The following is a 22,324-nucleotide window of genomic DNA, read 5'->3' as shown; positions in this document are numbered from 1 at the left end:
ATGGCTGGCCGTCCGTTGGATCTTCGCGATCACGGATGATCGCAAAGGCAAAGAAACAGTAATCAGGATGACATGAACCGGGTGTTCATCGTGGCCGGGGACGAACGGCTCGACCTGCAACGCGCCGGCGGGGCAACGGTGTACCGGCCACGTGCATGGCTCGGCTGCGGCACAATGGCCTGATGTCCCACGAATCCCCCGCGCTGCGCGCCCTGATCGACGACCGCTACGCCGAGCTGGCCGCCGCCTGCCGCGCGGCCGGCGTGCCGCTGCACGACGACGCCGGCGTGGCCGAGCGCATCCGTCGCACGCTGGCCGCCAGCGATTTCGCGTTCGAGGCCTGGCGCGCCCAGCCGACGCTGCTGTCGCCTGCGGGGCTGGAGCGCTTGCGCTCGAACGCCGACGCTTCCGCGCGCATCGACGCGCTGAAGCTGCCGGAGGACGAGACCCTTGCGCTGGCTGCGCTGCGCCGCTTCCGCCACGCCGAGGCGTTGCGGCTGGTATTCCGCGACGTCAACAGGCTGGACGATTTACCGGAGACGTTGTCCGCCACCAGCGTGCTGTACGAGGTGCTGCTGGAGGTGGCGCTGGGCTGGTCCGAGCGCGCGCTGGCCGCGCGCTACGGCCAGCCGCGCAGCCGCGAGGGCGAGCGCCAGCGGCTGGTGGTGGTGGGCTTCGGCAAGCTGGGCGGCGCGGAGCTGAACTTCTCCTCCGACATCGACCTGGTGCTGGCTTATCCGCACGGTGGCGAGAGCGACGGCGCGCGCTCTCTCGACAACGGCGAGTATTTCGTGCGGCTGGGGCGGCAGCTGGTGCGCCTGCTGGGCGAACCCACGGTGGACGGCATCTGTGCGCGCGTCGACCTGCGCCTGCGGCCGTTCGGCAACGCCGGGCGGCTCGCGCTGTCGTTCAGCGCGATGGAGCAGTACTACCAGCGCGAGGGCCGCGACTGGGAGCGCTATGCGTGGATCAAGGCGCGCCCGGTGGCCGGCGACCGCAGCGCCGGCAAGCAGTTGCAGGAACTGCTGCGGCCTTTCATCTACCGGAAATACCTCGACTACACCGCGTTCGCCGGCCTGCGCGAGATGAAGGCGCTGATCGATGCCGAGGTGGCGCGCAAGGATCTGTCCGACAACCTCAAGCTCGGCTCCGGCGGCATCCGCGAGATCGAGTTCATCGTGCAGCTCACCCAGCTGATCCGCGGCGGCCGCGAACCGTCCTTGCGCGTGCGCGGCCTGCTGCCCGCGCTGGCCGCCTGCGAGGCGCGCGGCCACATTCCCGCCGCGCGCGCGAAGGCGCTGCGCGAGGCCTACGTGTTCCTGCGCCGGCTGGAGAACCGCGTGCAGATGCTGCGCGACGCGCAGACCCACGACATCCCCGATGACGCGCTGAGCCGCGAACGCATCGCGTTCGGACTGGACTGGCCGGCGTGGGAGCCGCTGGCCGCGGAACTGGCTCAGCACCGCGAGATCGTCGCCACCGAGTTTGCGGCCGTGCTGATGCCGCAGGGTGGGCGCGGCGCCAGCGTGCCCGCGGCGGACGCGGCGCTGTGGCAGGCCGCCTGCGCCGAGACGCTGGACGCCGGCACGCTGGAAGCCAGCGGCTTCGTGCCGGGCGCGGAGGTGGCCGACGCGCTGGCCAAGCTGCCGCAGGGCGGCGCGGTGCGCGCGATGTCGGCGCGTTCGCGCGAGCGGCTGGACCACCTGATGCCGCAGTTGATCGCCGCCGCGCGCACCAGCACGGCGCCGGTGCCCTGCCTGCTGCGGCTGTGCCGGCTCACCCAGGCGGTGGCGCGGCGCTCGTCCTACCTGGCCCTGCTGGAGGAGCAGCCCGCCGCGCGCAAGCGGCTGGCCACGCTGTTCGCCGACAGCGCCCTGCTCGCCGAACAGGTGATCGCGCAGCCGCTGCTGCTGGACGACGTGCTCGATCCGCGCATCGACCAATTGCCGCTGAAACGTGCCGACATCGCCGCCGAGATCGCCCGCGTGCTGGCCACGCTGGAGGAGCGCGAGGCCGAGGCCGAGCTGGAGCGCATCAACGAGTTCCAGTCCTCCACCGCGTTCCGCCTCGGCCTTGCCTTCAACGACGGCCGCGCCGATGCGGCGGCCACCGCGCGCCGGCTCGCCGCGCTGGCCGAGTCGGTGGTGGGTGCGGTCACCGCGCTGGCCGAGCGCGAGCTGATCGCCCAGCACGGCCGCCTGCCGGGTGAAGGCTCCGGCTTCGCGGTGCTGGGCTACGGCAGCCTCGGCGGCGAGGAACTGGGCTTCGCCTCCGACCTCGACTTGGTGTTCGTCTACGACGGCAAGCGCGCGCAGGCGATGAGCGACGGTGCGCGGCCGATCGAGGGCGCGCGCTGGTACCAGCGCCTCGCCCAGCGCGTGATGAACTGGCTCACCGTGCCCACCCGCGCCGGCCGCCTGTACGAGGTGGACACGCGGCTGCGTCCCGACGGCTCCAAGGGCTTGCTGGTGGGCAGCCTCGACGCGTTCGTGGCCTACCAGCAGAGCCGCGCGTGGACCTGGGAACACCAGGCCTTGCTGCGCGCGCGCCCGGTGGCCGGCGATGCCGCGCTGGGTGCGGCGCTGGCCGCGGTGCGCCGCGACATCCTCGGCGTGCCGCGCGAGCCGTCGCAGGTGCTGGACGAGGTGAGCCAGATGCGCCGCCGCTGGCGCGCCGAGCGTGACCGCTCCGACGAGCGGCACCTTGACCTCAAGCAGGGCCGTGGCGCCCTGCTCGACATCGAGTTCGCGCTGCAGGGGCTGGTGCTGGCGCACGCGGCGCGGCATCCCGCGCTGCTTGGCGTCACTTCGAATGCGGCCTTGCTCGCCGCCTGCCGGGACGCGGGCCTGCTGGCCGCGGTGCAGGCCGCCACGCTGGCAGGCGCGCATGCCACGCTGCTGCAGCGCTCACTCGCCTGCACGCTGGATGCGCGCTCGCGCGTCGCACCGCGCGATGCGGTGCTGGAGACGCTGTGCAACGAGGTGGTTGCGCTCACACAGGCGCTGGGATTCGCGTTCGACTGATGCGTGGCGGCAAGGGAGTGTCGCCCATGCAGCAGTCGCCGCATGCATCCCGCTCACTTCGGGAGCGGGTTTTTCCGCAGTCCGCAGGCCGGGGCCGCACGGAACCGCAGCGGCCGGCCGCACGCCGGCCGCCGCGCGCCACCAAACGATGCCGCGTTCAATGCACCAGTGCCGGTGCGGCGAACGGCCTGCGCACGACGTAGTCGATCGATTCGCGGCTGTCCTTGCTGGACTCGTGGTAGCCGCCGCCGTAGAACTTGCGCGCCCAGTCGGCGTAGCGCTCGAGCTTGCTGGGCATGTGGTCGCTGCGCGTGATGATCTCGCAGGCATAGGGAGAGCTGGCAAACGCGTCGAACAAGTTCATGACGACACCTCCTCTCTGGATACGCGCCATGCAGTGATGGTGCGATGCTGGCCGCCAGCTTCCCCGCGGGGGTATGCGTCAATGGCCACGCTGGCGTCCGGAACCTTGTGCGTGCCTGACATGCGCCACTATTGGACGCCGGAGCACGGTGCAGCCGTCGTGAAGCTTGCGCGATACGAAAGTGAAGAACTTGTTTTGCGACGGGATCAGCGAATGGCCATGCGCCGTTGCAGTTCGGCCGCGATCGCGGCGGTTTCGCGCAGCGGCGGCTGGCGTGCGGGCGCCTCGTCGTCCAGCCCGTGCAGCAGGCTGCGTTCGCGCAAGGCGGCGTGGAAGCGCGCGAGCTTGTCCGGCAGCGGCGCGGCGACATGGGTGTGCACGGCGCAGCCCACCGCGCAGGCCTCGCTGAGCATGTTCACCGAGTCCGGCGTGACCACCAGCCGGTCGGCCCAGCCCAGCACGCCGGGATAGGGGTTGCGGCCATCGTCGGGGCCGGACCAGACCAATCCCGGCACGCCGGCCAGCGCGTCGCGGAAGATCGCCAGCATCGCCGGCGGCGTGCGTCGCGAGGCCAGCACCAGCAGGCTGCCGCCTTCGCGCGCGTGCCGGGCGAGCAGTTGCGTGGCCAGCATGTGCGCGTAGTCCGCATCCAGCGCCAGCTGCTTGCGCGGTCCGCCCAGCAGCACGCCCACGCGCGGTTGCGGCAGTTCCTCGAAGGCGGGGCACGCATCGCGGCCATCGGCCAGCCAGTCGCCGTCCACCGGGTTCAGCGAGCCCAGCGGGACGAGCACGTTGGATCCGGCGAGCTGGTCGTGGCGCGGCGCGATCACCGTGTCCCAGTGCGCCGGATCGATGCGCGGATCGAGGATCTGCACGCTGTGGCATTGCCCGCGCGACAGCCGGCGCAGCATGCGGGTGAACAGCGCGGCGGCGCGGCCGCAGCCGATCGCCAGTTGCGGCCACGGTGGCGCGAACTGGCCGCGCTGATCCGCGGGCAGCGCCAAGCGGCCACCCAGCGCGAAACGCGGCGCCAGCCACGACCACGGTACGCGCGGTTCCAGCAGCAGGTGGCGCACCGGCAACCCCATCCGTTCGGCCAGCGCCAGCGCCTGTCGCTGGTTGCCCGCGGAGGCGTCGGTGATGGCCCAGCATTCCGCCCTCATGCCGGGCATGCCGGAAGACCTCGGCGGATTGTTTCCCGTGCGTACACGCTGTGTTGCTCCCGGTCGCGTTTATGGTGTGGCAGCGTGTAGATACACTGACGGCTGGCACTGTTCCGGTCCAGCCGGCGGCTCGGAGAATACCCGTGATCGACCGTTCTTCCGAGGCGTCGCCGCGGACCGTCGGTAGCTTTTTCCTTGTCGCAGCGGCCGTCGCACGGCCGATCACCCACCCATTGCGGAGAACTTCCATGCGCGTGTTTCGTTATCTCCTGATCGCGGGCCTGCTCGGCGCCGCGGCCACCGTCCAGGCCAGCCCGGTCACCTACAAGCTGGATCCGAACCACACCATGGTGCTGTTCACCTGGAACCACTTCGGCTACTCCAACCCCACCGCCGACCTGGGCCTGGGCGATGGCACGCTGGTGTTCGACCAGCAGGATCCGGCGAAGTCCTCGGTGGACGTGACCCTGCCGCTCAGCAAGCTGGACACCCACGTGCCGGCGCTGGACAAGCACCTCAAGGAAGCCGATTTCTTCGACGCTGCCAAGTACCCGGTGGTGACATTCAAGAGCACCAGCGTCGAGGCGCTCGGTGACAACCACTACAAGGTGGTCGGCAACCTCACCGTGCACGGCGTGACCAAGCCGGTGACGCTGGACGCCACGCTGAACAAGGTCGGCCCGCACCCGATGACGAAGGCGCAGGCGATCGGCTTCGACGCCACCGCCACGCTGAAGCGTTCGGATTTCGGCGTCAGCACCTACGTGCCGATGGTGAGCGACGAGATCAAGATCCACATCACCACCGAAGGCGCGGTGCCGAAGGCGAAGTAAGCCGCCTCGCGCACAAACACAAAGCCCGCAGCGTGCTGGTGCGGGCTTTTTTCGTCGGGAAACGCGGCTCAGTTTGCCTTCACGCCGGTGTCCTTCAGCGCGGCCAGCTTGTCGAGATCGACGCTGGCCACCGCCTGCTTCAGCTGGTCGATGCTGTCGACGTTGCCGCTCGCCTTCACCGAGAAGCGCTGGCCCACCAGCACGCCGTATTCGCCGTACTTCGACTGGGTGTCCCATTGTTCGTGGACCAGGTTGCCGTTGGCGTTGTAGGTCTTCTCGTAGCCGTGCTCGGTCTGCTTCTCCTCTTCCGGCGCCATCGCGGTGGCGAGCGACACCAGGCCCTTGGCGCCGCCGGTGTCGGAGACTTCGAGCCGGATGTGCCGGCCGTTGTCGGCCGCGTACTCGGCGTCGGCCTCGGAAACCTGCATGCCCATCGCCGCATTGCGTTGGGCCGACAGGCTGGTGCGCTTGAGGTCGCCCAGGCTGTCGGGAAGGAAGGCCTTGATCTGCTCGGGCGGCAGCGCCTCGACGTTGCCGCCGCCGGCCATCGCGCCCATCATCTTGCCCATCGCGGCCGACTGCGCCGCGCTGTCGCCGGACTTCTGCGCCGCGTCCATGTCCTTGCCGGCCTGCTCGGCGCGCTGGCCCATCGCGGCGAGTTTGCCCAGGGCGCTGTTGCTGTCGAGGCTGACGTTGCCGCTGTCGCTGCTGCCCAGATGCATGCCGCCCATCGCGGCGCTGCCCAGCATGGCGGTGCCGACCATGCCGGCGACGATCAGGCCGATGATCCAGCTCAGCACGATCGCGATGACCACGCTGACCGCGGTGTAGCCGCCGGCCTTTTCCGGCGTGCACTTCATGGTCGACGGCAGGCCGAGGTACAGCAGGTAGATCGCGTAGATCGCGCCGGCCAGCGCGATCAGCCAGCCGATCCACGGCAGGATCACCGCGATGCCGGCGATCCAGCTGGCGGTCCAGGAGTAGGCCACCACCTTCAGCGCCTGGGTCATGTCCTTCTGTCCGTCGAAACTCGGCGCCAGCGCGTTGACGATCAGCGCCATCACGTAGACCAGCACCAGCGACAGCACGTAGCCCAGCACCAGGCTCGCGATGCCGCCGCCGAACGAACTGCGCACGGTCATGCCGAACGCGCTGTAGCCGATCAGGCTGCTCTTGATGAAGTGGGCGATCGCCGGCAACGCGGCGACGACGACGATGTAGCCGGTGTACAGGCCGCTGACCGAGGCCGGTTCGGTGGCGACGACGGGCCACTCGGTCTTCGGTGTGGTGAGGATGGCCTTGATCCGCGCGATGATCTTTGCGAAGTCCATGATCGTTCCCCCGCGTGCGTGTGGTCGGCCGTTGCCGGACACGGGCCGGCTGGCCGTGAGTCCCGCGGCGCCGGATGCTGCGCCGCTCCGTTTGCTCCCCTGGCTCCCCTGCGTACCGCGCCGGCAGAATAGCGCAGCCTGCTACCATTGGCGGCCTCGCATCCCGTCCGGAGCCCTTCCCATGTCTGCCTCTGCCGCAGCCGTCGCGCCGATCCTGGCGAATGCCGAAAATCGTTACGAAGTGACGCGCGCCGACCTGCCGCTGTCCTGCCCGATGCCCGGAATGGCATTGTGGAACTCGCACCCGAAGGTGTATCTGCCGATCGTCGACGACGGCGGCGAGTCGGTTTGTCCTTATTGCGGAGCACGTTACGTCTTGCGCGACTGATTCGACCCGTCGTTCAGGATGACCACGGCATTGTTCTTGCTTGGATTTCAGGATGAAACTCGTGCACCAGGATGCAGGCCCGCAGGCGGGAACCATGTCCGGCAGTGTCGACACCGCACCGCGACTGACCGTCGTCCAGCTGATCCCCGCGCTGCAATCCGGCGGCGCGGAGCGGTCCGCGCTGGAGATCGCCCGTGCGCTGGTGCAGGCCGGCCACCGCTCGGTGGTGATCTCGGCCGGCGGCCGGCTGGTGGAACAGCTGGTGGCCGAGGGCAGCGAGCACGTCACCCTGGACATCGGCCGCAAGTCGCCGGGCACCCTGTTGAAGGTCGGCGCGCTGCGCCGGCAGTTGCGTGAGCTGAATCCCGACATCGTGCATGCGCGCTCGCGCCTGCCGGCGTGGCTGGGCTGGTGGGCGCTGAAGGGGCTCAAGACGCGCCCGCATTTCGTCACCACGGTGCACGGGCTCAACACGCCCGGCCGCTACAGCGCGATCCTGTTGCGCGGCGAGCGGGTGGTCGTGGTTTCGCAGACCCTGCGCGACTTCGTGCTCGGCCATTACCGCTGGCTGGAGCCGGGGCGGGTGCGGGTGATCCCCCGCGGCATCGACCCCGAGGCCTTCCCCTACGGCCATCGCCCGGACGAGGCGTGGAAGCGGGCGTTCTTTGCCGAATACCCCGCGCTGGCCGGCGCGCCGCTGCTGACCCTGCCGGGCCGCGGCACCCGGCTGAAGGGACACCACGACGCGATCGAGCTGCTCGCCGACCTGAAGCGCCGCGGTATCGACGCGCGGCTGCTGCTGCTGGGTGTGATCGAGCCCGGCCGCGAGGCCTACGTGGAGGAGCTGCGCAAGCTCATCCGCGAACGCGGCGTGGAAGCGCAGGTGGCGCTGACGCCGCCGCGCCACGACGTGCGCGACGTCTACGCGGTCTCCAGCCTGATCCTGCAGCTGTCGAACAAGCCCGAATCCTTCGGTCGCACCGTGATCGAGGCGTTGTCGCTGTGCCGGCCGGTGCTGGGCTACGCGCATGGCGGCGTGGGCGAGCTGCTGGCCGAGCTGTACCCCGCCGGCCGCGTGCCGCCGGGCGATCGCGAGCGGCTGGTGGAACGCGCCGCCGAGCTGCTGCGCGTGGCGCCGCCGATCCCGATGCTGCAGTCCTACCGGCTGGCCGACATGCAGCAGGCCACGCTGGCGCTGTACGGGGAAGTGGTCGCGGGCTGAGCGCCGGCTTCCTGCCCTCTACAATGCGGGATCGTCGTCGCCACGGCTTCCGCATGACTTCCGCGATCGATTCACTCAAGACCGCCTTGCGTTCGCCGCTGCTGCCGTTCTGGCTGGTGATCCTGCTGCTGCCGTTCGGACGCAGCAGCGAGTTCGGCACCTTCCTCTGCCTGGTCGGAACGATCCTGCTCGTCGCGCGCGGGCCGCGGGACTGGCGCGAGCAGCCCGGCGTGCGACTGCTGCTGTGGCTGCTGGCGGCCTACATCGGCGCGGCGCTGGTCTCGGCCTTCGACTCGCTGGCACCGGGCAAGAGCTGGAGCACGGTGGCCGCGTTGTTGCGCTACCTGCCACTGGGTCTGTATGCCTGCCTCGCGATCCGCGACGAGCGCCGCCTGCAGGCCTTGTACGTGGCGGTGGCCTGCGTGCTGGCGTGGTGGGTGCTGGATGCGTGGATGCAGGCGCTCACCGGCTGGAGCCTGGGCGGACATGCCGAGGCCCAGCGCCTCTCCGGCATCTTCGGCGCGAAGAACCTCAAGCTCGGCCCGACGCTGGCGGTACTGTCGCCGTTCGCGCTGTGGACGGCACGGCGGCGCTGGGGCCTGGCCGGGCTGGTCGTCGCCTTCCTGCTGCTGCTGGGGCCGGTGCTGCTCGCGGGCTCGCGTGCGGCCTGGTTGTGCTACGGGCTGGTGGCATTGGCCTTCGCCTGGCGCGAGGCGCGCTCGTGGCGCCATTTCGCGTTGTACTGCGGGCTGGGCGTGGTGGTGCTGGCGCTGGCCGGCGGCATCGCGTGGCGCACCTCCAGCCGCTTCGAGGCGCGCATGCAGCGCACGCTGGACGTGCTGCACGGCACCGACAGCGGCCTCAACGCCGCGCTGACCGGGCGGCTGGACATCTGGAACGACAGCTTGAAGATGATCGTCGCGCATCCGTGGAACGGCGTGGGCGTGCGCGCGTTCCGCTACGCCTACCCGCAGTTCGCGCCGGCGAACGACCACTTCGTGGTGGCCGAGTCCTGCGGCGAGGGCGAGGGCGCCTGCCATGCCCACCAGATCGTGCTGGAGATCCTCACCGAGACCGGCGGCATCGGCCTCGCGCTGTGGCTGGCCGGCGTGGCGCTGGCGTGGCGCGCGTGGCGGCGGGTGGGCAGGGCGGCGCGCGAACGCGCGTTTCCGGTCACGCTGGCGCTGGGCGTGATGTTGTTTCCGCTCAATACCCATCTGGCCTTCTATTCGGCGTGGTGGGGCCTGCTGTTCGCCTGGCTGCTGGGCTTGTGGTGTGCGGGGCTGTACGTGCGGGTGGAGGAGTGGTGTGCGGGGCTGTACGTGCGGGTGGAGGAGGTCGGCGATGCAGCGTGAACCGCTGTCGGTGGTGGTGATCACCTTGAACAACGCGGCCACGCTGGACGCTTGCCTGTCCGGCGTGGACTGGGCCGACGAGATCGTGGTGCTGGACTCGGGCTCCACCGACGACACGCTGGCGATCGCGCGGCTTCACGGCGCGCGCCTGGCCATGCATCCGTTCGACGAGTTCGGCCCGCAGAAGCAGCGCGCCATCGACATGGCCAGCCACGACTGGATCCTCAACCTCGATGCCGACGAGGTGCTGTCGCCGGCCAGCCGCGCGGTGATCGAACGCGCGCTGGTCAATCCGCGCTGCGCGGGCTTCCGCCTGCCGCGCCGCGAACGCATGTTCTGGACCGTGCAGCACCCGTGGAGCTGGCGCAACGCCCACCTCCGCCTGTACGACCGCCGCCGCGGCCACATGAACGACGTGGAAGTGCACTCGGCGATGGAGGTGGACGGTCCGGTGAAGACGTTGTGGCGCGCCGACTTCATCAACGACAGCGACCCCGACATCGCCAGCCGCATCGAGCGCATCAACCGCTACTCAAGCGCGCTGGTGGCGCACAAGCTGCGCCGCCGCCAGCGTTTCACCGGGCTGCGCATGGTGCTCTACCCGCCGGTGTTCTTCCTGCGCCAGTACCTGTTCAAGCGCTATTTCCTCAACGGCTGGGCGGGTTTCATCGCCAGCGTGGTGGGTGCGAACTACGTGTTCCTGAAGTACGCCAAGCTGCACGAAGCAAGACGGCGCCATTGAAGAGTGTGGCCATGGATGGCCGCCCGTTTGAATTTCGCGATCAGGGGTGGTCGCAAATTAATGATGGACGGGTCAGCGTTTCGCGTCGCCGAGCTGGCGCACGAACTCGGCGGCGATCACCGATGAACTGAAGCGCCGCTCGGCGAAGTCGCGCGCGGCGGCGGCCATCGGCCGGCGCGTGGCGTCGTCGCACAGTGCAAGGATGGCTTCGCACCAGGCGTCGACGTCGCCCGGAGGCAGCAGCAGGCCGGTGGCGCCAGGCTGCAGGGTTTCGGGAATGCCGCCGACATCGCTGACCAGCACCGGCACGTTGCAGGCCTGCGCCTCGACCGAGACGCGGCCGAACGTCTCCGGCTCCAGCGATGGGAGCGCCAGCATCGACAGCACGTTGTAGTACGCCTGCGCATTGTCGACCCAGCCGAGCACCTGGTGGCGATGTGCCAGCGGGAGCACGGCAATCCGTTCCTGCAGCCTTTGCGCATCGGTGCCGTCGCCCAGCCATATGCACTGCAGGCGCGGTTCGCGCGCCATGGCCATGTTGACGGCTTCGAGCAGGGGGAAGATGCCCTTCCATGCGAGCATGCGCCCGGTGTAACCAAGCACGATCGCGTTCTCGTCCAGCCCGAGTACATGCAGCAGCGCCGAGCGCTGCGTCGCGTCCGGGCGGCACGAGTCGGTATCCACCGGGTTGTACAGCACCTGCACGCGAGGCGCGGGCATGCCGCGTTCGATGTAGTCGCGGCGGGCATATTCGGAGACTGCGAAGAAGCGCTGCGCGAGACGCGGCACCAGTCGCGCGGAATACCCCTTCATGGGCTTGATGCGGTGGCGGAACAACGCGACCGGCATGCGCAGCAGTCGGCCGAGCAGGATCAGCGGCCAGTACTCCTTGCCGAAATCGCCTACCAGCCAGTCCGGCTTGAGTCGCCGTGCCGCCGCGGTCACCACGCGATAGCCGCGCAGGTCGAACACGTTGCGGAAGCGCCCCGGGTGCAGGCGCACCGCGGAGCCCGCCAGCGCAAGCGCCACCGGAGCGCCCGGATACACCACGGCCTCGACCTCGTGTCCGGCGGCGGCCAGCGCTTTGGCCAGCGTGACGAAGTGGACCTCGGCGCCGCCGCGCTCGCGGGTCGTGCCGACAAGCAGGAATTTCATCCGCGCCTATCCTCGTAGCCGGTGAGCGCGCGCCAGGCGAACTGCGGCAGGACGTGGCTGCGCGCCACCGCCACGCGCGGCAGGCGCCACGGATCCATGCCCGGCTGCGCGCGGCCGCGGCGGATCGTGGTCGCGGCCGCGTAGCCGGCATCCCGCGTGGCCGCGACCACGCGCTCGTCGTGGTCGCCGTAGGGGTAGCAGAACTGGGTCACCGGCGCGCCGAGCAGGTCTTCCAGCTCGGCCTTGTTGCCGGCGATCTCGTCGTGCAGCTGCGCGTCACTGCACTGGCTGAGGCGCGGATGCGTGCGGGTGTGTGCGCCCACCTCCATGCCGGCCTGGTGCCAGGCGCGCAGTTGAGCGGCGTCCATCATCGGCTTGCGCACGCCGAGCTTGGCGTCGTCCCAGTCGTTGTAGCGGCCCAATGCGCCGCTGACCGCGTAGCAGGTGGCGCTGAAGCCGTGGCGCTGCAGCACCGGCAGCGCGTTGTCGAGGTTGTCGGCGTAGCCGTCGTCCAGCGTGATCGCCACGACGCGGCCTTGCCGTTCGCCGCGCAGGTAGGGCATCGCCGCGTCCATCGACAGGCCGGCGTAACCGAGCCGCCGCAGCAGCGCCATCTGTCGCGCGAACGAGCGCGGATGCACGTACAGGCTGCGCCAGCGCTGCAGCTCGCGCGGCGCCGGTGCGATGTTGTGGTACATCAGGATGGGGATGGGCATGACGGCGATGCTCAATAGATGGGCGGCGCGCCGGACGGACGGGTCTTGAAGCGCTTGTGCACCCACAGGTACTGCTCGGGCGCCTCGCGCACCATCTGCTCGATGCAGGCATTGATGCGCGCGGTGTCGTCGTGTGCGCTGGCTCCGGGAAAGTCGCCCAGCGGTGCGCCCAGGCGCAGAACGTAACCCTGGCCGTCGGGCAGGCGGCGATGGAAGAACGGGATCACCGCGGCGCCGGACAGCCGCGCCAGATGATGCGTGGCGGTGATCGTGGCGGCGGGTACGCCGAAGAACGGCACGAACACGTTGTCCTTGCTGCGCATGTCCTGGTCGGGCGCGTACCACAGCGTGCCGCCGGCTTTCAGGTATTTCACCGTGCCGCGGATGTCGTCCTTGTCGAACATCGCATCGGCATAGCCGAGGCGCGCACGCAGCACCACCCACTCGAACACCGTGGAATCCATCTTGCGGTACATGCCGGCGATGCGGATGCGCCGCGAGACCAGCCGCGCGCACAGTTCCAGGTGCGAGAAGTGCCCGCCCACCAGCAGCGCGCCGCGGCCCTGCGCGCGGACGGCTTCGAGATATTCGAGGCCTTCGATGCGTACCGGCACGCGCGTGATCGCGCGCTCCGGGCCCAGCCAGCCCAGCGCGAACTCCATCAGCATCAGGCCGAGGTCGCGCAGGTGGGCGTCGACCAGCGCGGCCTGCGCCTTCGCATCGAGCTCGGGGAAGCACAGCGCGATGTTGGTTTCCGCCACCGTCCGCCGCGCGGACGGCACGCGCTGGATCAACCAGCCCAGCGCACCGCCCAGCGCCATCAGCGCACGATACGGCAGCCGCGCCACCGCCCGGATCACGCCCACGCCCAGCCAGGCCGGCCAGTGGCGCGGCGCGAGCAGGGCGCGCTGGAAATCGGGGCGTGGGGTGCCGGGCATCCGCGGCATTGTAATGGACGTCCCTGCTTGCCCCGTATACTCGTGCGCTGTTTCCGGAGCCCGCCGTTGCGTTATCTCTACACCCTCGCGATGTATCTGGTGACGCCGCTGATCGTGCTGCGGCTGGCGTTGCGCGGTTTCCGCTCGCGGCCGTACTACTGGCGCTGGGCCGAGCGCTTCGGCTTCTTCAAGGCGCCGCCGGAACTGCGCGGCAGCCTGTGGGTGCATGCGGTGTCGGTGGGCGAGGTGAACGCGGCCGAGCCGCTGATCAAGGCGCTCCGGCGCGACTACCCCGACGCGCCGCTGGTGGTGACCACGGTGACACCCACCGGCACCGCGCGCGTGCAGCAGCTGTTCGGCGACGGCGTGTTCCACGTCTACCTGCCCTACGATCTGCCGTATGCGGTGAACCGTTTCCTCCGGGGCGTGCGCCCACGGCTGGCGCTGATCGTGGAAACCGAGATCTGGCCGAACCTGTACTTCGCCTGCCGGCGCCGCGGCGTCCCGCTGATGATCGTCAACGCGCGCTTGTCCGAGCGCTCGCTGCGCGGTTACCGGCCGCGGCCCTTGCGCGGCATGGTGCGCGCGGCGCTGGGCTGCGTGGATCTGGTGGTCGCGCAATCCCGCGCGGACGCCGCGCGCTACCGCCTGATCGGTGCGGCGGCCGAGCGCGTCATGGTCGGTGGCAACCTGAAGTACGACATGCCGGTGCCGCAGGAGGCGCTGGCGGACGGCGCGCGCCTGCGCGAGCACTGGGGCGCGCGGCGACCGGTGTGGATCGCCGCCAGCACCCACGAGGGCGAGGAGCAGTCCGTGCTGGAGGCGCACCTCGCGGTGCTGAAGCGGCTGCCCGACGCGCTGCTGCTGATCGCGCCGCGCCACCCCGAGCGCTTCCGTCCGGTGGAACATGCCGTGCGCAGCCTGGGATTCGCCGCCGGCAGCTATGGCGCCGACGGCATGCCGGCGCCGTCGAACCAGGTGTTCGTGATCGATGCGATGGGCCAGCTGATGCCGTTCTATGCGGCCGCGGGGCTGGCCTTCGTGGGCGGCAGCCTGGTGCCGATCGGCGGCCACAACGTGCTGGAGCCGGCCGCGCTGGGCACGCCGGTGCTGGTGGGGCCGTACACCTTCAACTTCGAGGAGATCACCACCAGCCTGATCGAGGATGGCGGCGCGCTGCGCGTGCCGGACAGCAGCGCGCTGGGCGAGGCGGTGCTGCGCCTGCTGCGCGACGACGCGCAACGGCGCGCGATGGGCCAGGCCGCACAGCAGGTGTTCGAGCGCGAGCGCGGCGCGGTGGGGCGGTTGATGCGGCTGATAGCCGCGCAACTGCGGGAATGACGGCGCCGAAACGACGATGGCCGGGCATTCGCCCGGCCATCGATCCAGCGTGCGCTGGACGGCTTACTGCAGCAGGGCGTTGATGGTCTGCATGTCGCCGAGGCTGGCGGTGCCGGCGCTCTGCTTGAGCAGCAGGCGGTTCAGCACCAGCTGGTGGCGCGACTGCGAGTAGGTGCTCTCCGCCTGGGTCAGGGTCTGGATGGCCAGCAGCACGTTGACCATGGTCTGCGTGCCGACCTCGAAGCCCGCGCGAGTGGCGTCCAGCGCCTTCTGCGCCGACTCCACCGCGGCCTTGCCCGACTGCACCTGGCTGACGCCGGCCAGCACCGAGCGGTAGTAGTTGAGCGTGCTCGCCTTCACCTGGCGGCGCTCGATCTCCTCCGAGTCCTGCGCGGCGTCGCGGTTGTAGATGGACTGGCGCACGCGCGACTGGGTGAGACCACCGGAGAAGATCGGCACGTTGAGGGTGAGCCCGATCGTGGTCTGCGACGGCGTGTTGGAATGGATCGCCGCGTTCTCGTACCAGCTCGCGCTCTTGCCGTAGCTGACGTTCGCGGTGATCGTGGGCAGGTGGCCGGCGCGCGCCGCGGTGATGTTGTGCTCGGCGGCCGCCACGTTCTGCTTCTGCGCCAGCAGGTTCGGGTTGTTGATCAGCGCCTGCTTGACCCAGGCATCCGGATCGGCCGGGTCGGGCGAGTTCATCGGCAGCTCGTCGCGCAGCTTCTTCAGGTTGCCGGTGGGCTTGCCGGTGATCTGGCTCAGCGCCTCGCGGTCGTTGTCCAGCGTGTTCTGCGCGGCGATCGTCGTCGCCTTGGCCGCTTCGTAGAAGCTCTTGGCCTGGTACACGTCGGTGATCGCCGACAGGCCGACCTTGAAGCGCTGGTCCGCCTGCTCGAACTGCTGCTTGAAGGCATCTTCGTTGGCTTTGGCGTTGGCCAGCAGGTCCTCGTCGGTGAGCACCGTGAAGTAGGCACCGGTGACACGCACGAACAGGTTCTGCAGCGCGGCCTGGTAGAGCTCGTCCTGCGCGTTCGCGGAGGAGTGTGCCGCCTTGAGGTTGGCGTACTTGCTGAAGTCGAACACGGTCTGGCTGAGATCGACGCTGAGGTTGCGCGTGCGGCTGTGGCCGACCTGGCTGCTGGTGAGGAACTGATTGGGATTGTTCGGATCCTGGAAGCGGCCGCCGGTGCCGCCGTTGGTCTGGCTCAGCGAGAGGCTGCCGTTGATCTGCGGCAGCAGCAGCGCACGCGCTTGGGGCACACCCTCGCCGACAGAGAGGCGGTTGGCATCGGCCTGGGCCAGCACCGGATCGTTGGCGCGCGCCTCGCGGTAGGCGTCGAGCAGGTCTTCGCCGTGGCTGGGCAGCGAGACGGCGGCCAGGGCCAGTGCCAGGGTGAGCAGCTTCAAACGCATGGGTTGCCTCGTGGGGAAGTCGATGTCGGTCGGTGGGGCGTTCAGAACACGAAACGCGACGACGGCGCGGCGTGGGCGAGATAGGGCAGGTCGGTCTCGAACAGGCTTTGCTCGCGCTGGCGGCCTTCGCCCTCGTGGACGATCAGCATGGCCTGCTGCGCGGGCGACTCGCCGCGGATCACCAGCAGGCGACCGCCCGGCTTGAGCCAGCCGAACCAGCGCGCAGGCGTCTCGGCCACGGCGCCCGTGGCGACCACGGCGTCGAACTGGCCGTCCGGCTGCCAGTCGCGCACGGCTTCGCCGGTGTGCAACCGCGCGTTCGTCACGCCGGCGGCCTGCAGGCGCTGGCTGGCGGCCGCGATGAAGTCGGCATGGATGTCGACGCTGACGACCTCGGCCGCGAGCCCGGCGAGGCAGGCGGTGAGGAAGCCCGATCCCGTGCCGATCTCCAGCACGCGCTCGCCGGGCTGGAGATCCAGCGCCTGCAGCACGCGGCCTTCCAGCACCGGTTTCATCATCACCTCGCCATGGCCCAGCGGCAGGCACAGGTCGGCGAAGGCGAGCTGGCGGTGTTCGGGCGCCACGAAATCCTCGCGTCGCACGCGGCCAAGCATGTCCAGCACGCGGCCGTCCAGGACCTCCCAGGGACGCACCTGGTTCTCCACCATGTTCGTCCGCGCCTGCTCGAAGTTCATCGCCATGTCTGCCGGGTTCCGTGAGTGTCGAAAAAAGACCTGAAAGGATAAGGGCTTGGCCTTGCCTCGACAATGACTAGACTGCGGCCCGCGCCCTGTGTCACGAAGTGCCGGAAGTCACCGCGATGCGCTGACTTAAGTCATGCCCCGGAGCGTGTCCGCGGACACTCTGCCGCCTGTCGACTGGAAATAATTGAACCAATGCGTATAATAAAGTCCATGTATCGTTTTGGGAAGGCTTGGACATGAGCAGCATCTCGCCGGTCAGGTCGCAGGGACCGGGGCGACCGAAAGACCTTGAGAAACGCGCGGCGATCCTTGCCGCGGCCAAGGCGCTGTTCATCCGCAACGCCTTCGCCGGCACCAGCATGGACGCGATCGCCGCCGAGGCCGGGGTCTCCAAGCTCACCGTCTACAGCCACTTCGGCGACAAGGACAACCTGTTCCGCGAGGTGATCCGCGCGCGCATCGAGGATTTGTTGCCGGAAAACACCTACGACTACGACCCGCAGGCCACGATCGAGCAGACCCTGCTGCGTGTGGCGCTGATCCACGCCCGGCTCGACTGCGACGCCGAAACCGTGGGCACCTTCCGCGCCATCCTCGGCGACTGCCGCCAGGGCAACCCGCGCTTCGGCCGGCTGCTGTGGGAAGAGGGCACCCTGCGCACGCATGGCCTGATGGAACGCCTGCTGCAGCAGGCGGTTGACGCCGGCCAGCTCGCGATCGACGACGTGCCGCGCGCCTGCGTGCAGTTCTTCGCGCTGATCAAGGGCGACCTGTTCATGCGCCGGATGTTCGGCTGCGTGGACTGCGGCGAGAGCTACGCCGCCGAAATCGAGGCCACCGCCCGCGCCGGCGTGGCCAGCTTCCTGCGCGCCTGGGCGCCACGCTGAACTGCACCGCACTCGCGGCCGATCCCCGCTTCGTGCTTGAATAGCCGTTCCAGAAGCGGGGGTGCCGGCGCAACGGTCGGCTGAGAGAGTCCCTTCGAACCTGATCCGGTTAGCACCGGTGTAGGGAGCTTCGCCGCACGACGTTCCGCCTGTCGTGCGTCCGGCGCCAACGCTTCGCGCGCGAACTCCATCGCGCAGAGACCGCACACGTGTGCGGATTTCCCATGCAAGCTGCCGGACTTAAGCCGATGAATGCCCAGCTCTCCGACCTCGCGCGTGCCGCGCAGGAACTCTCCGAAGCCGTCACCCGGCCGATTCCCGGTTCGCGCAAGATCCACGTGGCGGGCAGTCGTGCCGACCTGTGCGTGCCGCTGCGCGAGATCGCGCAGGCCGACACGCCGGCGATGTTCGGCGTGGAGCGGAACCCCGCGATCACCGTCTACGACACCTCCGGCCCGTACACCGATCCGGATTACTCCGTGGACCTGGCCGCCGGCCTGCCCGCGCTGCGCGCGGCGTGGATCGCCGAGCGCGGCGACACCGAAGTGCTGGATGGCCGCAGCTCCGAGTTCGGCCGCCGCCACGCGAGTGCACCGGAACTGGCGGCGATCCGCTTTCCGCGGCTGCCCGTGCCGCGCCGCGCGAAGGCCGGCGCCAACGTCACCCAGATGCACTACGCGCGCCGCGGCATCGTGACGCCGGAGATGGAATACATCGCGATCCGCGAGAACCAGCGCATCGAGGCGCTGGGCGACAGCGCGCTGCGCACCCAGCACCCGGGGCAGTCCTTCGGCGCCGCGATCCCGCGCATCATCACGCCGGAGTTCGTGCGCGACGAAGTGGCGCGCGGCCGCGCCATCATCCCCGCGAACATCAACCATCCGGAAAGCGAGCCGATGATCATCGGCCGCAACTTCCTCACCAAGATCAACGCGAATATTGGCAATTCCGCAGTGACGTCGTCGATCGCGGAAGAGGTCGAGAAGATGGTGTGGTCGATCCGCTGGGGCGGCGATACGGTGATGGACCTCTCCACCGGCAAGCACATCCACGAGACGCGCGAGTGGATCCTGCGCAACTCGCCGGTGCCGATCGGTACGGTGCCGATCTACCAGGCGCTGGAGAAGGTCGGCGGCGTGGCCGAGGACCTCACCTGGGAACTGTTCCGCGACACGCTGATCGAGCAGGCCGAGCAGGGCGTGGACTACTTCACCATCCACGCCGGCGTGCTGCTGCGCTTTGTGCCGCTCACCGCGAAGCGCGTCACCGGCATCGTGTCGCGCGGCGGCTCGATCCTGGCTAAGTGGTGCCTTGCACACCACAAGGAGAACTTCCTCTACACGCACTTCGAGGACATCTGCGAGATCATGAAGGCCTACGACGTGTCCTTCAGCCTAGGCGACGGCCTGCGGCCGGGCTGCATCGCCGACGCGAACGACGCCGCGCAGTTCGGGGAACTCGACACGCTGGGCGAGCTGACGCAGATCGCGTGGAAGCACGACGTGCAGACCATGATCGAGGGCCCCGGCCACGTGCCGATGCAGCTCATCAAGGAGAACATGGACCGCCAGCTGGAGAAGTGCGGCGAGGCGCCGTTCTACACGCTGGGGCCGCTCACCACGGACATCGCGCCCGGCTACGACCACATCACCAGCGCGATCGGCGCCGCGATGATCGGCTGGTTCGGCACCGCCATGCTCTGCTACGTGACGCCGAAGGAACACCTGGGCCTGCCGAACAAGCAGGACGTGCGCGACGGCATCATCGCCTACAAGATCGCCGCGCATGCGGCGGATCTCGCGAAAGGTCACCCGGGCGCGCAGGTGCGCGACAACGCGCTCAGCAAGGCGCGCTTCGAGTTCCGCTGGGACGACCAGTTCAACCTCGGCCTCGATCCGGAGAAGGCCAAGGAGTTCCACGACGAGACGCTGCCGAAGGATGCGCACAAGAGCGCGCATTTCTGCTCGATGTGCGGACCGAAGTTCTGCTCGATGAAGATCACCCAGGACGTGCGCGACTACGCCGCCGAGCATGGCACCGGCGAGGCCGAGGCGGTGGCCGAAGGCATGGCCGAGAAGGCCGCCGAATTCCGCGCGCAGGGCGCGGAGGTGTACCACAAGGCCTGACGCGGGCGGATGGAGCGTGCCGACACCTGTCCCGGCACGCTCAATGGAATGGCGCCGCTCCCGCTCCGGGAGTGGCGGTCGCCATGAAGTACTCGTGCAGGTACTTCTCCCCCTCGTCGCAGAACACCGTGACCACGGTGGCCAGCTCGGGGTAATGCGCGCGTACGCGTTTGGCGGCGAGCAGGTGGGCGCCAGAACTTGGCCCGCAGAAGATGCCGTAGCCGCGCGCCAGCCGTTTCATCTCGGCCACCGCATCCGTGCTGGACACGCTGAGCAGGTCGTTCACCAGATCCTTGTGGCGCTGGAAGATGCCCGGCACGAAGCCGTCGGAAATGCCCTCGATGGCGTGCGTGGCCACCTCGCCGCACAGGATGGTGCAGGACTCGGAGGGCTCCATCGCAAACAGCCGCACCTTCGGGTTCACCGCGCGGAACGCCTGGCCCACGCCAATCAGCGTGCCGCCGGTGCCCACGCCCAGCACCAGCGCGTCGGGCACGCGGCCGGCGGGCAGTTGCGAGAGGATTTCCGGGCCGAGGATCTCGCGGTTCTCCTCCACGTTCCATTCCGACTCGAACTGGCCGGGGCAGAAATGTCCCGGCTGCCGGCCCAGCTCGCGGGCGCGCGCGAGGGCGGCATCCACGTGGAAGCTGCCGCAAAACAGCACCTCGGCGCCGAACGCGCGCGAGATCGCCACGCGCTCGCCCGACAGCCCCTCGGGCATCACCACCAGCATGCGGTAACCCTTGGTCGCGGCCACCATCGACAAGGCGTTGCCGGTGTTGCCGCTGGTGGCCTCCACGATGGTGTCGCCGGGCTTCAGCCGGCCCTCCTGCTCGGCGCGCTCGATCATGTACTTGGCGATGCGCGCCTTGATCGAGCCGGAGGGATTGAGGAATTCCAGCTTGGCGAACACGCCCTCGATCTCCACCAGCGGGGTGTCGCCCACCGCGTCGAGGATGCTGGCGGAAACGCCGATGTAGCGCGCGCCCATGTCAGTCTTCCTTGTGCGCGTGCGCCATGGTGTCCAGCGCCAGGTTGGCGTGCGCGTAGGCGCCGCCCGCCCGCATCTCGGCGGCTACCCAGATCGCCTCCATGACCTGCGCCTCGCTGGCGCCCTGCTTCAGCGCCCCGGCGGTGTGGCCCTTGATGCAGTAAGGGCACTGCGTGACATGCGCCACCGCCACCGCGATCAGCTGCTTGGTGACGGCGGGCAGTGCGCCGTCGGCGAACACCGCGGCGCTGAACGCCTTGAATGCGTCGAGCTGCTTCGGCGCCAGCTCGCGGCGCTTGCGGGCCAGCTCCGCGCTGGCCTGCGGGTACATCGCGTGTTCCATGCTTGTCTCCTCGAATGCGGACTTCAATGCGGTCTCGGCGCCGTGCCTTGCACCCAGCTCGGCGGATCGCTGGCCGGGAAACTGTCGTCCAGTTCGTCGTCGACGAGGCGTTCGCGCGCCTGGCGCAGGCCTTCGTCCTGCCATGGGATGGTGGCCGGGTCGCGGCGCGGTGCGGGTTGCAGCGTGGGTGTGGACATGACGAGCCTCCTGATGCCGTCGGGCATCGCAATACGGGCCGCGCCGTCGCGCCTCGGCTACAGCCCCAGGTTGTTGTGTTCCAGCACGCGTTCGGCGCGATAACTCGAACGCACCAGCGGCCCAGCGACCGCTTCCACGAAACCCTTGACCAACGCCCGTTCGCGCAAGGCGCGGAACTCGTCCGGGGTGACGAAGCGCTGCACCGGCAGGTGGTGCGGGCTGGGCCGCATGTATTGGCCCAGGGTGACCACGTCGACGCCGGCGGCGCGCATGTCGTCCAGCGCCTCGTCGATCTCCGCATCGGTCTCGCCCAGGCCGAGCATCAGGCTGGTCTTGGTGAGTGTTCCGGGGGCGTGACGCTTGGCGAAGGCCAGCACGTCCAGGGTCTGCCGGTAGTCCGCGCGCGGATCGCGCACCGGGTGGGTGAGCCGGCGCACCGTCTCCAGGTTCTGCGCATAGGTGGCCAGGCCCGCATCCAGCACGGCGGCCACCGCGGCGTGGTCGCCGGCGAAGTCAGGAGTCAGCGCCTCCACCGCGGTGGCCGGCGAGCGCTGGTGGATGGCGCGCACGCAGGCGGCGTAGTGCGCGGCGCCGCCGTCGGCGAGGTCGTCGCGATCCACCGAGGTGAGCACCACGTACTGCAGCCCCATCAGCGCCACCGCATCGGCCACCTTCGCCGGTTCCAGCGGGTCGAGCCAGCGCTGCGGGTTGCCGGTGGACACCGAGCAGAACTTGCAGGCCCGCGTGCACACCGAGCCCATCAGCATCAGCGTGGCGGTGCCGCGGCCCCAGCATTCGGCGATGTTCGGGCACTTCGACTCGGCGCACACCGTGTTGAGCTGGTGCGTGCGCACGATGTCCGCCACGGCTTCGTATCTGGCGCCGCCGGGCAGCTTCACCCGCAACCACGGTGGCTTGCGGTCCACATCGGGCACGCCGCTGCCGGCGTTGGGCTTCTGGCCGCCCTTGACCGCACGGGTGCCCTGCGGGCTGGTGAATTTGCGGCCGTCGGGAATGAGGGTGCTGCCGGACATGGAGGCGCGCCAATGGGAACTGCGCCCAGTCTCCCGCCGCGCGCCGTGCATCACCCT

At 69.4% G+C, this 22,324-nt stretch carries 21 protein-coding genes and 1 riboswitch; of the genes, 9 read left to right on the top strand and 12 right to left on the bottom strand.

Annotated elements, in window-relative coordinates:
- Positions 1 to 182: 182 nt before the first annotated feature.
- A complete protein-coding gene (gene glnE / locus AB7878_RS07060; protein WP_369493685.1) occupies positions 183 to 3,023 on the top strand; it encodes a bifunctional [glutamate--ammonia ligase]-adenylyl-L-tyrosine phosphorylase/[glutamate--ammonia-ligase] adenylyltransferase in 2,841 nt (946 codons plus the stop codon).
- Positions 3,024 to 3,180: 157 nt separating this feature from the next.
- Here glnE and AB7878_RS07055 read toward each other — a convergent pair whose 3' ends face one another.
- Together AB7878_RS07055 and AB7878_RS07050 are read right to left on the bottom strand one after the other, a co-directional pair.
- Positions 3,181 to 3,387 (bottom strand): hypothetical protein, encoded by a 207-nt coding sequence (locus tag AB7878_RS07055; RefSeq protein WP_369493684.1) that lies wholly within the window; start codon positions 3,385 to 3,387, stop codon positions 3,181 to 3,183.
- 206 nt (positions 3,388 to 3,593) lie between these two features.
- Positions 3,594 to 4,559, bottom strand: coding sequence for a mitochondrial fission ELM1 family protein (locus tag AB7878_RS07050; protein ID WP_369493683.1), 966 nt, complete (start codon positions 4,557 to 4,559; stop codon positions 3,594 to 3,596).
- A 239-nt stretch (positions 4,560 to 4,798) separates the two neighbouring features.
- On the opposite strand from AB7878_RS07050, the gene AB7878_RS07045 reads away from it, so the two are divergent.
- Positions 4,799 to 5,383, top strand: a complete 585-nt coding sequence (locus AB7878_RS07045; RefSeq protein WP_369493682.1) for a YceI family protein — start codon at positions 4,799 to 4,801, stop codon at positions 5,381 to 5,383.
- 68 nt (positions 5,384 to 5,451) lie between these two features.
- Here the strand turns inward: AB7878_RS07045 and AB7878_RS07040 are convergent, their stop codons facing one another.
- Entirely contained in the window at positions 5,452 to 6,714 is a 1,263-nt protein-coding gene (locus tag AB7878_RS07040; protein WP_369493681.1) for a Yip1 family protein, read from the bottom strand.
- A 181-nt stretch (positions 6,715 to 6,895) separates the two neighbouring features.
- Here AB7878_RS07040 and AB7878_RS07035 point away from each other — a divergent pair, with 181 nt between their 5' ends.
- The 4 genes from AB7878_RS07035 to AB7878_RS07020 all read left to right on the top strand — a co-directional run bounded on the left by AB7878_RS07035 (position 6,896) and on the right by AB7878_RS07020 (position 10,421).
- Positions 6,896 to 7,102, top strand: a complete 207-nt coding sequence (locus AB7878_RS07035; protein WP_369493680.1) for a zinc-finger domain-containing protein — start codon at positions 6,896 to 6,898, stop codon at positions 7,100 to 7,102.
- 94 nt (positions 7,103 to 7,196) lie between these two features.
- Positions 7,197 to 8,324, top strand: coding sequence for a glycosyltransferase (locus AB7878_RS07030; RefSeq protein ID WP_369495733.1), 1,128 nt, complete (start codon positions 7,197 to 7,199; stop codon positions 8,322 to 8,324).
- 53 nt (positions 8,325 to 8,377) lie between these two features.
- Positions 8,378 to 9,679 carry an O-antigen ligase family protein gene (locus AB7878_RS07025; RefSeq protein ID WP_369493679.1) on the top strand — a complete coding sequence of 434 codons (1,302 nt, stop codon included), beginning with the start codon at positions 8,378 to 8,380 and terminating at the stop codon, positions 9,677 to 9,679.
- The gene (locus AB7878_RS07020) at positions 9,669 to 10,421 is read left to right on the top strand and encodes a glycosyltransferase family 2 protein (RefSeq protein WP_369493678.1); all 753 of its coding nucleotides are present in this window, start codon (positions 9,669 to 9,671) and stop codon (positions 10,419 to 10,421) included. The genes AB7878_RS07025 and AB7878_RS07020 overlap by 11 nt, the downstream gene beginning before the upstream one ends.
- A 72-nt stretch (positions 10,422 to 10,493) precedes the next feature.
- Here the strand turns inward: AB7878_RS07020 and AB7878_RS07015 are convergent, their stop codons facing one another.
- Genes AB7878_RS07015 through lpxL form a run of 3 tightly spaced genes read right to left on the bottom strand, consistent with a single transcriptional unit; the run spans position 10,494 to position 13,239 of the window.
- A complete protein-coding gene (locus AB7878_RS07015) occupies positions 10,494 to 11,576 on the bottom strand; it encodes a glycosyltransferase family 4 protein (protein WP_369493677.1) in 1,083 nt (360 codons plus the stop codon).
- Positions 11,573 to 12,292 carry a polysaccharide deacetylase family protein gene (locus AB7878_RS07010; protein ID WP_369493676.1) on the bottom strand — a complete coding sequence of 240 codons (720 nt, stop codon included), beginning with the start codon at positions 12,290 to 12,292 and terminating at the stop codon, positions 11,573 to 11,575. Before AB7878_RS07010 ends, AB7878_RS07015 begins: the two co-directional genes overlap by 4 nt.
- 11 nt (positions 12,293 to 12,303) lie before the next feature.
- Positions 12,304 to 13,239: an LpxL/LpxP family Kdo(2)-lipid IV(A) lauroyl/palmitoleoyl acyltransferase gene (gene lpxL, locus AB7878_RS07005; protein WP_369493675.1), complete on the bottom strand. Its 936-nt coding sequence runs from the start codon at positions 13,237 to 13,239 to the stop codon at positions 12,304 to 12,306.
- Between the two features lie 81 nt (positions 13,240 to 13,320).
- Between lpxL and waaA the strand changes: the two genes are divergently transcribed.
- Positions 13,321 to 14,571: a lipid IV(A) 3-deoxy-D-manno-octulosonic acid transferase gene (gene waaA, locus AB7878_RS07000; RefSeq protein WP_369495732.1), complete on the top strand. Its 1,251-nt coding sequence runs from the start codon at positions 13,321 to 13,323 to the stop codon at positions 14,569 to 14,571.
- A gap of 63 nt (positions 14,572 to 14,634) precedes the next feature.
- Here waaA and AB7878_RS06995 read toward each other — a convergent pair whose 3' ends face one another.
- Positions 14,635 to 15,984 carry a TolC family outer membrane protein gene (locus AB7878_RS06995; RefSeq protein ID WP_369493674.1) on the bottom strand — a complete coding sequence of 450 codons (1,350 nt, stop codon included), beginning with the start codon at positions 15,982 to 15,984 and terminating at the stop codon, positions 14,635 to 14,637.
- A 41-nt stretch (positions 15,985 to 16,025) separates the two neighbouring features.
- Positions 16,026 to 16,685, bottom strand: a complete 660-nt coding sequence (locus tag AB7878_RS06990) for a protein-L-isoaspartate O-methyltransferase family protein (protein WP_369493673.1) — start codon at positions 16,683 to 16,685, stop codon at positions 16,026 to 16,028.
- 239 nt (positions 16,686 to 16,924) lie between these two features.
- On the opposite strand from AB7878_RS06990, the gene AB7878_RS06985 reads away from it, so the two are divergent.
- Both AB7878_RS06985 and thiC read left to right on the top strand, forming a co-directional pair.
- Positions 16,925 to 17,575, top strand: coding sequence for a TetR/AcrR family transcriptional regulator (locus AB7878_RS06985; protein WP_369493672.1), 651 nt, complete (start codon positions 16,925 to 16,927; stop codon positions 17,573 to 17,575).
- 47 nt (positions 17,576 to 17,622) lie between these two features.
- Positions 17,623 to 17,719, top strand: a riboswitch (TPP riboswitch).
- A 104-nt stretch (positions 17,720 to 17,823) separates the two neighbouring features.
- Positions 17,824 to 19,701 carry a phosphomethylpyrimidine synthase ThiC gene (gene thiC / locus AB7878_RS06980; protein WP_369493671.1) on the top strand — a complete coding sequence of 626 codons (1,878 nt, stop codon included), beginning with the start codon at positions 17,824 to 17,826 and terminating at the stop codon, positions 19,699 to 19,701.
- 40 nt (positions 19,702 to 19,741) lie between these two features.
- On the opposite strand, the gene AB7878_RS06975 is transcribed toward thiC, so the two are convergent.
- From AB7878_RS06975 to lipA, 4 genes are read right to left on the bottom strand one after another with little or no spacing between them, the layout of a single operon-like run.
- Complete coding sequence (locus AB7878_RS06975) at positions 19,742 to 20,692, bottom strand: PLP-dependent cysteine synthase family protein (RefSeq protein ID WP_369493670.1); 951 nt, start codon at positions 20,690 to 20,692, stop codon at positions 19,742 to 19,744.
- A gap of 1 nt (position 20,693) precedes the next feature.
- Positions 20,694 to 21,035 (bottom strand): carboxymuconolactone decarboxylase family protein, encoded by a 342-nt coding sequence (locus AB7878_RS06970; RefSeq protein WP_369493669.1) that lies wholly within the window; start codon positions 21,033 to 21,035, stop codon positions 20,694 to 20,696.
- A 23-nt stretch (positions 21,036 to 21,058) separates the two neighbouring features.
- A complete protein-coding gene (locus AB7878_RS06965) occupies positions 21,059 to 21,232 on the bottom strand; it encodes a hypothetical protein (protein ID WP_369493668.1) in 174 nt (57 codons plus the stop codon).
- Between the two features lie 57 nt (positions 21,233 to 21,289).
- Positions 21,290 to 22,267: a lipoyl synthase gene (gene lipA, locus AB7878_RS06960; protein WP_369493667.1), complete on the bottom strand. Its 978-nt coding sequence runs from the start codon at positions 22,265 to 22,267 to the stop codon at positions 21,290 to 21,292.
- Positions 22,268 to 22,324: the final 57 nt, after the last annotated feature.

This window comes from Rhodanobacter humi (assembly GCF_041107455.1).
In the GTDB taxonomy this organism is placed as follows: Bacteria; Pseudomonadota; Gammaproteobacteria; order Xanthomonadales; family Rhodanobacteraceae; genus Rhodanobacter_A.
Note: the sequence above shows the minus strand (reverse complement) of the source record. Positions and strands in the feature narration are given on the sequence as shown.

Excerpts from the sequence above, each read along its gene's own strand:
- AB7878_RS07030 (WP_369495733.1), top strand. The coding sequence starts at position 7,197 with ATGTCCGGCAGTGTCGACACCGCACCGCGACTGACCGTCGTCCAGCTG.
- AB7878_RS07025 (WP_369493679.1), top strand. The coding sequence starts at position 8,378 with ATGACTTCCGCGATCGATTCACTCAAGACCGCCTTGCGTTCGCCGCTG.
- AB7878_RS07045 (WP_369493682.1), top strand. The coding sequence starts at position 4,799 with ATGCGCGTGTTTCGTTATCTCCTGATCGCGGGCCTGCTCGGCGCCGCG.
- AB7878_RS07050 (WP_369493683.1), bottom strand. The coding sequence starts at position 4,559 with ATGCCCGGCATGAGGGCGGAATGCTGGGCCATCACCGACGCCTCCGCG.
- AB7878_RS07035 (WP_369493680.1), top strand. The coding sequence starts at position 6,896 with ATGTCTGCCTCTGCCGCAGCCGTCGCGCCGATCCTGGCGAATGCCGAA.
- thiC (WP_369493671.1), top strand. The coding sequence starts at position 17,824 with ATGAATGCCCAGCTCTCCGACCTCGCGCGTGCCGCGCAGGAACTCTCC.
- lipA (WP_369493667.1), bottom strand. The coding sequence starts at position 22,267 with ATGTCCGGCAGCACCCTCATTCCCGACGGCCGCAAATTCACCAGCCCG.
- AB7878_RS07055 (WP_369493684.1), bottom strand. The coding sequence starts at position 3,387 with ATGAACTTGTTCGACGCGTTTGCCAGCTCTCCCTATGCCTGCGAGATC.
- waaA (WP_369495732.1), top strand. The coding sequence starts at position 13,321 with ATGTATCTGGTGACGCCGCTGATCGTGCTGCGGCTGGCGTTGCGCGGT.
- AB7878_RS06985 (WP_369493672.1), top strand. The coding sequence starts at position 16,925 with ATGAGCAGCATCTCGCCGGTCAGGTCGCAGGGACCGGGGCGACCGAAA.
- AB7878_RS06990 (WP_369493673.1), bottom strand. The coding sequence starts at position 16,685 with ATGGCGATGAACTTCGAGCAGGCGCGGACGAACATGGTGGAGAACCAG.
- AB7878_RS07020 (WP_369493678.1), top strand. The coding sequence starts at position 9,669 with ATGCAGCGTGAACCGCTGTCGGTGGTGGTGATCACCTTGAACAACGCG.
- lpxL (WP_369493675.1), bottom strand. The coding sequence starts at position 13,239 with ATGCCGCGGATGCCCGGCACCCCACGCCCCGATTTCCAGCGCGCCCTG.
- glnE (WP_369493685.1), top strand. The coding sequence starts at position 183 with ATGTCCCACGAATCCCCCGCGCTGCGCGCCCTGATCGACGACCGCTAC.
- AB7878_RS06995 (WP_369493674.1), bottom strand. The coding sequence starts at position 15,984 with ATGCGTTTGAAGCTGCTCACCCTGGCACTGGCCCTGGCCGCCGTCTCG.
- AB7878_RS06965 (WP_369493668.1), bottom strand. The coding sequence starts at position 21,232 with ATGTCCACACCCACGCTGCAACCCGCACCGCGCCGCGACCCGGCCACC.
- AB7878_RS07010 (WP_369493676.1), bottom strand. The coding sequence starts at position 12,292 with ATGCCCATCCCCATCCTGATGTACCACAACATCGCACCGGCGCCGCGC.
- AB7878_RS06970 (WP_369493669.1), bottom strand. The coding sequence starts at position 21,035 with ATGGAACACGCGATGTACCCGCAGGCCAGCGCGGAGCTGGCCCGCAAG.
- AB7878_RS07040 (WP_369493681.1), bottom strand. The coding sequence starts at position 6,714 with ATGGACTTCGCAAAGATCATCGCGCGGATCAAGGCCATCCTCACCACA.
- AB7878_RS07015 (WP_369493677.1), bottom strand. The coding sequence starts at position 11,576 with ATGAAATTCCTGCTTGTCGGCACGACCCGCGAGCGCGGCGGCGCCGAG.
- AB7878_RS06975 (WP_369493670.1), bottom strand. The coding sequence starts at position 20,692 with ATGGGCGCGCGCTACATCGGCGTTTCCGCCAGCATCCTCGACGCGGTG.